This window comes from Aporhodopirellula sallentina SM41, from assembly GCF_000346505.1.
In the GTDB taxonomy this organism is placed as follows: domain Bacteria; phylum Planctomycetota; class Planctomycetia; order Pirellulales; family Pirellulaceae; genus Rhodopirellula; species Rhodopirellula sallentina.
This window is the reverse complement of the sequence record NZ_ANOH01000119.1, coordinates 1-9,002: the sequence shown is the minus strand read 5'-3', so window position 1 is coordinate 9,002 and position 9,002 is coordinate 1. Positions and strand designations below refer to the sequence as shown.

The 9,002-nt window shown below is 58.2% G+C and carries 5 protein-coding genes; all 5 read left to right on the top strand.

Annotated features, from left to right (window positions below; all coding sequences use genetic code 11):
* On the top strand, window positions 1–422 hold a 422-nt coding region (locus tag RSSM_RS07630), incomplete at its 5' end, for a sensor histidine kinase (RefSeq protein ID WP_144059635.1).
* A gap of 88 nt (window positions 423–510) precedes the next feature.
* Window positions 511–3,111, top strand: coding sequence for a PAS domain-containing protein (locus RSSM_RS07625; protein ID WP_052336017.1), 2,601 nt, complete (start codon window positions 511–513; stop codon window positions 3,109–3,111).
* Between the two features lie 325 nt (window positions 3,112–3,436).
* A complete protein-coding gene (locus RSSM_RS07620; protein WP_008676293.1) occupies window positions 3,437–5,041 on the top strand; it encodes an ABC transporter permease in 1,605 nt (534 codons plus the stop codon).
* Window positions 5,042–5,141: 100 nt separating this feature from the next.
* Window positions 5,142–7,673, top strand: coding sequence for a DEAD/DEAH box helicase (locus RSSM_RS07615; protein WP_008676291.1), 2,532 nt, complete (start codon window positions 5,142–5,144; stop codon window positions 7,671–7,673).
* Window positions 7,666–8,832 (top strand): cysteine desulfurase family protein, encoded by a 1,167-nt coding sequence (locus tag RSSM_RS07610; RefSeq protein ID WP_008676290.1) that lies wholly within the window; start codon window positions 7,666–7,668, stop codon window positions 8,830–8,832. The genes RSSM_RS07615 and RSSM_RS07610 overlap by 8 nt, the downstream gene beginning before the upstream one ends.
* Window positions 8,833–9,002 lie beyond the last annotated feature (170 nt).

Below are 9,002 nucleotides of genomic sequence, written 5' to 3'. Positions count from 1 at the left end.
TTCCGACCCTCGGTCGGTGGACCCGGAGCAGATCGCAACCGTGTTTACTTCAGTTGATCCTCAATTCGATTCATTATCGACAGGATCACTTGCCAAAAATCCGAATCGAAGCACGCCAAAATCAGCACTCGTGGGAGATTGACTTTCACGATAACGGGATCGGCATTGCGGCCAAACATCGCGAGAGGGTGTTCGTCATTTTCTCGCGTTTGGAGTTTCGTTCGGTGCCTGGCGAAGGCATGGGGTTGGCGTTGTGCAAGCGAATTGTTCAGCGTCACGGGGGCCGGATCTCCGCGGTGGATTCGCCTTTTGGACGCGGTGTCACGATGCGGATTCAGATGCCACTTGATTTCGATGGACATGTTGACGGCGACATGGATGCCAGCGGTGAGGGCGCACCGCTGCAATTCGGGGCGGATTAAGCGGCACGGGCGCAGGGCAAAATGGGTAGCAGGTAGTGAGTGCTCGGGGGAGCAGGGCACTCGCGGGGCTTTTATTGGGGGCATAAGTATGTTTCAAAGAGATGATGTGGGACCGCCGGTCGAAGGTGGTGAGAGGTTGACGTCGCAGGTTTGCAGAATGCTGTTGGGCATCTACATGCCGCCGGCGATCTTGGTGACCGAGCGGAGGTCTTTGGTCGAGACGTTCGGAGGAGCTGGGCGGTGGTTGCGGATGGAACACGGCGGGGGCGGAGACATTTGCAACCGGCTCGACCCCGTTTTTCGCGGTCCGATTTGTGCCGCGATTCGAAAGGCGAAGCGGAGTGGCGAGGTGGTGCGTTCGCCTGGTGTCTTTTGCCCCACGGCGGTCGAATCCGAACAAGGAGACTCGGCGGGGTTGGTTTTCCTGTTGACGCGTCCGATCGTCTCATCGGATCAGGGCGAAACGCTCTTTCTCATTGAGTTTCTCCCTGACGAACAGTCGCAGATTGAACGTGGTGCGACCCAACATGGTGTTCCTGAAGAGGAGGGCGGTTACGGTGAGACGTCGGTCGAACATGTTCGTGGGCTCGAACGGGAATTGGCGTCCGCCCGCCGCAGTCGTAGTCTGATGATCGATGAGTTGCGGGGAGCCAATGGCGAGATGCAGGTTTCCAACCAAGAACTCGTCGCCTCCAACGAGCAACTGCGACGAGCGAACGAAGAGTTGCAGAGGGCCAACGAAAAGTTGCAATCGGTCAACGCGGAGAATCAACGCAAGATCGATGAGTTGACGGAGTTGACCGATGACATGGACAACCTGCTCAACAGCACCGATGTCGACACGGTTTTTCTCGATCGCCAGTTGAAGGTTCGCAAGTTCACGCCGGGCGTTGCCGAGAAGTTCCATTTGATGCGGCAGGACATCGGGCGGAACCTGGAGAGCTTTACGTGTCGTCTCGAAGATGATGATTTGATGTCGGAGTTGCGGCATGTTCTCGAATCGGAGACGTCGTTTGAACGCGAGGTGAATGACCGCAACGGTAACGTTTACCTGATGCGGATCCTGCCATATTTCTCGCGGGGCAGTGTGGAAGGCGTTGTGCTAATGTTGGTGGATATCACCGGGCTGAAGCAGGCGCAGACGCGTCTGGCGGAGTTGTCTGAAATTGTTCAGCAATCGGCCGATGCGATCTTCCGAGTGGACCGGGACGGTTTGATTCGAACGTGGAACGACGGTGCAAAGAAACTATACGGTCGGGACGATTCGGTGATCGGTGCGCCCTTGGCGGAGCTGTTGCCTGACACAATGCATGACGAGGTGGATGACATTATCGGTGTGATGTCGGTGACCGCGCGAGAACAGCAGCTCGACACGCATACGATCGTCGTGGATGAACGCAAGGTGCACGTGGCCCTCTCGGTTTCTCCTGTATTGAATGAGAAACATCAGTGGGTTGCTGCTTCGGTGGTGGCTCGTGATGTGACGGCGCGGGTCGAAGCCGAGATCGAGATTCGCGAGAGCATCGAACGTCGCGATCAATTTCTCGCGATGCTGTCTCACGAACTTCGCAATCCACTCGGTGCGATCATCAACGCGGCGAGGTTGTTGCAGGCAGACGACGAGATGGATCGCGTCGAGAGTGGTTTGCGTGTCAACCAACGTTTCGGTGCAGGCCAAGAGGATGACGATGGCATCGATGTCGGCGCGACTCGGCGTGAGAAGGCGGGCAATGTGATTATCCGTCAATCGGATCAAATGTCACGTTTGCTCGACGACCTGCTTGATGTTTCGCGGATCACGTTGGGCAAGATCGAATTGCAACGTGAAGTGTTTGATCTTCGCGAGACGATCGAGGAGGCGGTCGATGCGATCGGGGCTCAGTTTGGTCAGGCCGACGTGCGTTTTGATTTTGATCAGTGTGACCGTCCGTTGTATGTCGACGGTGATCCGATCCGTCTGCAGCAGGTCGTTACGAATCTGCTGCGTAACGCGTGCAAATACACGCCGCCTGGTGGGAACGTTCGTTTGACCGTGCTCTGCAGTCACGGGGAGGCGGTGTTGCGTGTGCGGGACACGGGGGTTGGGATCGATCACGAGTTGATCGATAGCATTTTTGACATGTTCGTACAGGTCAATAGCACGCTCGAACGAAGCCAGGGCGGGATCGGTCTCGGTCTGACGCTCGTCGAGGCCGTGGTGACGATGCATGGAGGGACGATCGAAGCGTACAGCGAAGGGCTCGGCGAAGGGAGCGAGTTTCGGGTGAGCCTTCCGTTGACGCGTGAGAAACCGGTTGTCAAAACAGCGAACCCGCAAGAGAACGCGATCAACCGAATCGTGGTGGTCGAGGATCTGCCCGACGCGAGAGAGATGCTCGCCGGCGTGTTGCGGATGAAGGGATACGTCGTGTACGAGGCCGGGTGCGGGCAGTCGGGGTTGGGGTTGATTCAGCGCGAGGTTCCGGACGCTTGTTTGATTGATATCGGTTTGCCCGGTTTGGATGGGTACGAAGTGGCTAGGCGGTTGCGACGCGACCCGGGCACGCACGAATTGTTCCTGATCGCGCTGACCGGGTATGGTCAGGAGAGTGACCGGAAGGCGGTCCGCAACGCCGGTTTCGACCAACACCTCGTCAAACCGCTCGATTTAGATGAGTTGGAACGTGTGTTGTGCCAACAATCTGTGTGAGCACGCGGGGTGTGGCAGCGGACCTCGGCGAATTTTCTCGTTGAGTTGTTTGTGCAGTCGACGAGTCTGTCAGGATGCTTGTCAGGCGGTCCGCGTTCGCTGCGGTTTGTAATCGACAACCGGGGCTAACGCGGGGCGGCTGGTTTTTGTGGTTTGGGGATAGGTTCGAAGTCCGAGACCTGTGTGGGGATTGCTTCGATCCACTCGCGGTAGATGGCTTTGTGGGACTTTGTCGTGCTGCTGTGGTCGTCGTTTGGATTCGGTATACTGGTCGCAGCCGACGAATGTTGCCGAGCCTTCCGCACCCGAATTGAATGATCCAAGCATGAGCACCGTTGAGGCCGTGTCTGACGGCAACGCCGATACGACGACGTCGAGCGTCACGTCGGGGGAAGTATGGTTGCAGCGGATTGATCAGTTTGCTGAGAAGTTTGGCGACGCGACCAATCCGATTCTGATCAAGGAAACGCGTCAGGCATTAAAGAGTCGGCAGTTCGTCATCACGTTTTCGGTGTTATTGGTCGCCGCGTTTGGTTGGACGGTGGCGGGTAGTTTGTCGTTGATGCCGTTGATCTACACGACGCCGTCGGCGCCGCGAATGTTGATCGGCTATTACGTGGTGCTCGCGCTGCCGATGTTGTTGGTTGTCCCTTTGGCGGCATATCGGTCGCTCGAGGCGGAGATTGACGATGGGACGTTGGAGTTGTTATCGATCACGGCGCTGAGCCCATGGCAGATCGTGCTGGGCAAACTCGCCAGTGCGTCGCTGCAGATGATGTTGTATCTCGTCGCGTTGTTTCCCTGTGTGGCGTATGCGTACACGCTGCGCGGGGTGGATTTGCCGACCTTGGCGTTGATGATGGCGGTGTTAATCACGTCGGCGTTGGCGCTGACGGTGGTCGCGTTATCATTCGCGCCGCTCGCACGTGGGCGGACCGGCCGGATCAGCACTTTGCTGGTCGTGTTGATGGTGTTGTTGTTGGCAGAGTACCTCGTCGGCAGCGCGGTGATTTACACGATTTTGTACGGCAACCCGTTGACGCTCGGGTGGACCGTGTTTTTGTTGGTGACGGCGATTTTGCTGACGGTCTCGGTCGGGCATTTGTTGTTGACCACCACCGCGGCTCAATTGACACCGGAGAGTGAAAACCGCAGCAGTGGGATTCGTTGGTCGATTCTGACTCTGACGATCTTGGTTATCGCGTTCAATGCATTTTCGATCGAATGGGTGCGTGAGGATCGCGAACAGGTGTTGTTTGTGTTCTTCCCGTCGTTGTTGTTCTTGGCCGGGTTGTGGACGTTCGCCGGGTCGATGATGGCGGCGGAATCGGCTGCGGTGACTCCGAGAATTCAGCGTGAATTGCCAGGGAATTTTTTGAGCCGTTTGACGCTGCTGTTTTTCACGCCGGGGCCGGCGACGGGGTTGGTTTTCGCGTGTTTGGGGACCTTGTTGGTGATGAGCGCGGCACTGATGGGGATCGAACGGATTCAGGATACCGGGAGCGTGTTGCGGGCTCGCGAGTTTACGATCCTTCGCAATTTGGTGGTCGCGTACTCGAGCTATTTGATTGTGTTCTTGGTGTTGGTTCGCGGCATTGTGGCGTTGGTGCGGATCAACAATCATCCGCGGGTGGAAGTTGGCATGGCGGCGTTGATCGCGATCGCGGTGCTGGCGGCGTTGGTGCCGTATTCGGTCGGACTGCATTACAACGATTATCGACCGTACAGCTACAACGGTTGGCAGGTGACCAATTGGGTTTGGACGTTGGGGATCACACTCGATAACCAACCGCCGGTGTGGATCATGGAAACCGCCATCGCGGCGATGGTGATTGCGGTGTTGATCGCGATCGCGACGGTCGGGCGGCGGTCGCTGGCGATTCGAACGGCGACCCCCGAAGCGGTCTTGGAGGCACAGCGGGAGGCGTAGGGCTCATTTCGACGGTGTTGCCGGGCGGGATCGCTTTGTTGGGTGACATCTGGCGACAGCGGTCTACGGGAGTCGGCGGGGATCGGATAAGATCGCCGGCATGAATGCACCCGAACCATCACAACCTGTTCTCGACCGTGATACACTCGCCGGCGAGTATTTTGAAACGCTGCCGTATCAGCCTTATCCGGTACAGGAGGAGGCGTTGCTCGCTTACTTCACCGGCGACCCGGAGGCCAACGGCGGCCACGGGGTTTTGGTGTGTGCGCCGACGGGGACCGGGAAAACGTTGATCGCCGAGGCTGCGGTCTACGAGGCACTGCGAGCCGGAACGCGGATGTATTACACGACGCCTCTGATCGCATTGACGGATCAGAAACTCGACGAACTCCGCGAGTCCGCCGTGCGATGGGGATTTTCGGCGGATCAAGTCGGATTGGTCACCGGCAACCGGACGGTCAACCCCGAAGCGCCGGTGTTGGTGGTCGTTGCAGAGATTTTGCTGAACCGGTTGTTGAACCCGGAGCAGTTTACCTTTGACGATGTTTCCTGTGTGGTGATGGATGAGTTTCATTCGTTCAATGATCACGAACGGGGGATCGTTTGGGAGTTGACGTTGGGGTTGCTGCCAAAGAGCGTGCGTTTGTTGCTTCTCAGTGCAACGGTTGGTAACTCGTTGGAGTTCACCGGTTGGCTGCAGCGGTCGCACGGGAAAAATTTGCAGCTCGTTCAGGGCACCGAACGAAAAGTGCCGCTGCAATACGAGTGGGTCGAAGACGAACTGCTCAATGATTTTGCCGAGAAGATTGCCGCAGGCGACGCCGAGTCGCGGCGGACCCCCGCGTTGATGTTTTGTTTCTCGCGTTCGCAGTGCTGGACGACCGCCGAGATGCTCAAAGGGAAATCGTTGATCGACAAGTCGCGGCAGAAGGAACTCGCGGACATTCTCAACGCGACTGATTTTACCTCTGGAGTCGGACCGAAGCTGAAGCAGATTCTCATGCGTGGCGTGGGCGTCCATCATGCCGGAGTGTTGCCCCGCTATCGCCGGATCGTCGAAGAGTTGTTCCAGCAAAAGTTGCTGAGCATTTGTGTGTGTACCGAAACGCTTGCCGCGGGGATCAACCTGCCGGCGCGGAGTGTTGTGTTGCCCTGTTTGCTCAAGGGGCCGAAAGACAAACGGCAGTTGGTCGAGAGTGCGTCGGCGCACCAGATCTTTGGTCGTGCGGGACGTCCGCAGTTTGACGATCGAGGATACGTGTTTGCGCTCGCGCACGAAGACGACGTGAAGTTGCATCGGTGGCGTGAAAAGTTCGACCAGATTCCCGAAGACACCAAAGATCCCGGGTTGTTGAAGGCGAAGAAACAGCTTAAGAAGAAGATGCCGAAGCGTCGGTCCGGCGAGACCTATTGGACACAGGCACAATTCGAACAATTGCAAACAGCGAAGTCGGCGGATCTGGTTTCGCGTGGGCGTTTGCCATGGAGGTTGCTCGCCTACCTGATTCTCAAGGACAATCATCTTTCGCCGATTCGTGATCTGGTGGGGCGACGGTTGATGCGGGCGGCGGGGATCGAGAAGGCTCAAAAAGATCTCAACCGGATGCTGATCACGCTGCACAATTCCGATGCGATCGTGCTCGACCCGCCACCAAAGCCGATGAAAGAAAAGCCCACCGAACCGGCCAAACCGAAGAAGCCGGGTGAGATCGTCAAGGCGATCGAAGCGGAGGCTGCCGCACCGCCGGCGACCGGTGGTTTGTTCGGGGAATTGCTCGACAGCATGCGAGAAGGCGACGAGGCACCCGCGGAAGAGTCGGTCGACGAATCGACGCCGGAGGACGACGCGGCCGCAATCAAACAACGCGGGTATGAATTGGAGGACTACACGCCGGAAACGGCGACTCCTCGCAACCGGTTGGAACGAATCGTGCAGCTCAAGAGCGTCAATCCGTTGTTCGGTGTGTTCCTCGCCGACATGCTCGCGAGTGCGGACGACAACGAACGGATCGCTGCGTTGGAAAGTGTGCTCGATGTGCCCGGCACGGTGGCGCGGTTCACGCGGATGCCAAAAATCGAAGACATGCCTCCGGGGAATCTGGCGACGACCTACCTCGATCCGTTGTTGCTGCAGCGGGGACTCGCCACGGCGGAGGAACTCGGTGGTGCGACCGACGACGAAGAGGAAGAGGTTCGCGACAAGGGGTTTGGTCGTGTGATGTTCGAAGAGCCTCGCGTTTGGCCGTTGACGATCGGTGAGAAGTTGCTGCGTTTGTTCCGTGACGATTATCCGCGTGTCGATGACGTGCGGGTCCGTCCGGTTTGGATCGTGGGCGAGTTGATGGAGTTCGGTGGTGACTTTGACAAATACGTCGTTACTCGAAAGCTGCAGAAGGAAGAAGGCATTCTGTTCCGGCACTGTTTGCGGATGATCTTGTTGCTCGACGAGATGGCGAACATCCCGCCGGAGAACACGACGGTCGAGACGTGGGAAGATTGGCTCGATGATTTGGCAGACCGATTGACGGAAACGTGCCGCCGCATCGATCCGCAAAGCACCGACGAGATCCTGCAGGGCACCTCGGCGGACGCGGAGGATTTGTCGGTCCAAGGTGGGCGACGCAATGTCTGATTGCATCTACCTCGATCATCACGCGACGACGCCCTGTGATCGGCGAGTGGTCGATGCGATGTTGCCGTGGCTGACGGAGCGGTTCGCCAATCCGCACAGTGATTCGCACGCGGCGGGACGGGAGGCGGCCGAGGCGATGAATGCCGCGATTGAAACGATCGCGTCGACGGTCAATGCCCCGGCGAGTTCGCTGCTGATCACGTCGGGGGCGACGGAGAGCATCAATTTGGCGATGCGAGGTGTGATGACACACCCGAGAAACCGTCGCAATCACATGGTCGTCTGCACGACGGAACACCCGGCGGTCATCGACGTTGCGACCGATTTACAGAGATCCGGTGTCGAGGTGTCGTACGTTCCGGTGCACCCCCAGTCGTGTTCAGATGCATCGGTGCCGGGAACGATCGACCTGGACACGCTCAAAGACGCGGTGACGGACCAAACCGCGTTAGTCAACGTGATGATCGCCAACAACGAGATGGGAGCGGTTCATCCGATCGGTGAGGTGGCCCGAATCGTTCACGACGCGGGGGCGTTGTTGCATTGTGACGCAACGCAGGCGATTGGCCGCATGCCGGTGGATGTGGCTGAGCTCGGTATCGATCTGCTGAGTGCGTCGGCGCATAAGTTTTATGGCCCCAAGGGAATTGGTTTCCTGGTGGCGGGAGGAACCGATCGGCGTGTTCGGTTGCGTCCGCAGATCGTCGGCGGTGGTCAACAGCAGGGGCTTCGCAGCGGCACAATGAATCCGGCGGGCATCATCGCGATGGCGACCGCGATCGGTTTGGGAGACGATGACGGCCCAAGGATCGCGAGTCTGCGAGATCGTTTATGGGAAACGCTACGAGGTTCGATCGAAGGGTTACAAATCAATGGTCCGAGCCTGTCGGACCCGGCATCACGCCTGTCGGGGAATTTGAATTTTCGACTAGAGCATGTTGAGGGCGAGACCTGGATGGCGGCCACGCCGGGGGTTGCGTTCAGTAGCGGTTCGGCATGCAGCAGCGCAAACCCGTCGGCGAGTCACGTGTTGCTCGCAATGGGGCTGAGCGAATCGGAGGCTCGCCGCAGCGTTCGGTTTGGCGTCGGGCGGTTCACCACGCCGGAGCAGATCGATGAGGCCTGCGAGCAACTCGTGACGGCTTTTCGGCGCTTCTAAGCTGGGCGTTGCGTCGCGGAGTGGCTGTGCCGGGGGGGACCGCGCAATGATGTCGCCCGAGGGACGCCGGTTGAGTCCTGTCAGGGAAACGGGGCGCACAATACTTTCGTTTGGAATCACCGTCATAAACGGAACACTAGACGTTCGATGCAGTTTCAAATTTCACAATC

Excerpts from the sequence above, each read along its gene's own strand:
- RSSM_RS07625 (WP_052336017.1), top strand. The coding sequence starts at position 511 with ATGTTTCAAAGAGATGATGTGGGACCGCCGGTCGAAGGTGGTGAGAGG.
- RSSM_RS07620 (WP_008676293.1), top strand. The coding sequence starts at position 3,437 with ATGAGCACCGTTGAGGCCGTGTCTGACGGCAACGCCGATACGACGACG.
- RSSM_RS07615 (WP_008676291.1), top strand. The coding sequence starts at position 5,142 with ATGAATGCACCCGAACCATCACAACCTGTTCTCGACCGTGATACACTC.
- RSSM_RS07610 (WP_008676290.1), top strand. The coding sequence starts at position 7,666 with ATGTCTGATTGCATCTACCTCGATCATCACGCGACGACGCCCTGTGAT.